Origin of the sequence: Weissella hellenica (genome assembly GCF_005405545.1) — a bacterium.
In the GTDB taxonomy this organism is placed as follows: Bacteria; Bacillota; Bacilli; order Lactobacillales; family Lactobacillaceae; genus Weissella; species Weissella hellenica.
Window position 1 is genome coordinate 1 of record NZ_BJEG01000028.1, and the last position, 1,512, is coordinate 1,512.

Here is a 1,512-nt window from a genome sequence, read left to right on the forward strand (position 1 = left end):
GGCTCTATACTTTCTAGCGTGAAACTAAACATTTCACGCTTTTTATTTTGTCTTTTTCACATAAAAAAAGACACCAGTAAGATACCGGCGTAAAATGTAATCGACGAAAAAAACAGATACGAGGTATTTATTGATGTCCATTAATGATTCTATCCTAAATTCAGTTGGTTTAACAGACAAAAATATTAAATTTTTAATTTCTGATGACGGTAATTTTAACGAATTGGTGACCATAGGTGATAATCAACACCAAGCCTTACGCTATCGCGCAACATTAACGACAGTTCCAGAACATTGTCCGCAATGTGGCGTATTATTATCCGATCACTTCTATTTAGCGGGTACTGATACTGCCTCATATAAATTACCAACAGTAAATGGCTATCAACAAATCTTATTATTAACCAAACAACGCTATCAATGTCGACGGTGTCAAAGCACATTTATAGCACAATCAGAAGACTTTATGACTAATACCACTATTTCACGACCTTTATTGTATCAAGTGATTGATTTGGCAAAACGTGATATTTCTGAAAAGGATATTGCTTATATATTGCATCTATCACACAGTAAGGTTAATCGGTTACTCCATCATGCTGCTCAAGCATATCGTACGAATTATACAAAAATATTGCCTGCAGTCATTTGTGTTGATGAAGTACTTTATGCCAAGCATCATTATGGGTTTGAAATGATAAATGGTACCACGAGTGACTTGATTGAGCTTTTTCCAACCCGTACTAGTTTAGATATTCGCAGATATTTGTCTAACTATAACTTAGCCAATCGTCAACGTGTACAGTATGTCGTCACCGATATGAACGCTAACTATGGCACACCCTTAAGGGCGATGTTTCCTAACGCTCAAATTGTCGTTGATCGTTTTCATATCATTCAACTAGCCATGAAAGCCGTACAATCCACACGTATCACCTTACAAAGGGCCATTGATAATAAGCGTAGTCGTGTCTACAAGCTATTAAAATCTAACTGGCAATTCTTTATTACGGATCAGTCAAAAATAAATACAGTACAACCTCGTTGGTTTAAAGGAATCAACGAATATTTATATCCACAAGACGCCCTCCAACTGGTCTTTGGTCTGTCGCCAAAATTCAAACAAGCTTATCAAGTCTACCAAACCATATTAAGTGCCCAACAGTCTCGGTCATTTAATGAATTTTCAGAAATTTTATCGCAATACGAACCTAATCATTCAGCAATGGATCAGGTAATGGTCAGTTACAAGAAAAATCTAAAAGGCATTAGGAATGCTTTTTCAAAAAAGCATTCTAACGGACGTATTGAAGGGATTAATCGCCGTATTAAGCAAATTGGCCGTACAGCGTATGGCTACGGTAACGCATTAAATTACTTTTTTAGAATACGGCTACAATTATTCAATCGCCAACATATAGACGCTAATTTTATGACCCTACTAACTAAAAAAAACTTGCGAATCTGACAATTTTTGTCAGATTCGCAAGCTATATTTCACAAACTCTTTAA

1 protein-coding gene is annotated in these 1,512 nt (G+C 35.8%); it reads left to right on the plus strand.

Annotated features, from left to right (window positions below; genetic code table 11):
- Positions 1–133: 133 nt before the first annotated feature.
- A complete protein-coding gene (locus FFM61_RS08915; protein ID WP_137604636.1) occupies positions 134–1,468 on the plus strand; it encodes an ISL3 family transposase in 1,335 nt (444 codons plus the stop codon).
- Positions 1,469–1,512: the final 44 nt, after the last annotated feature.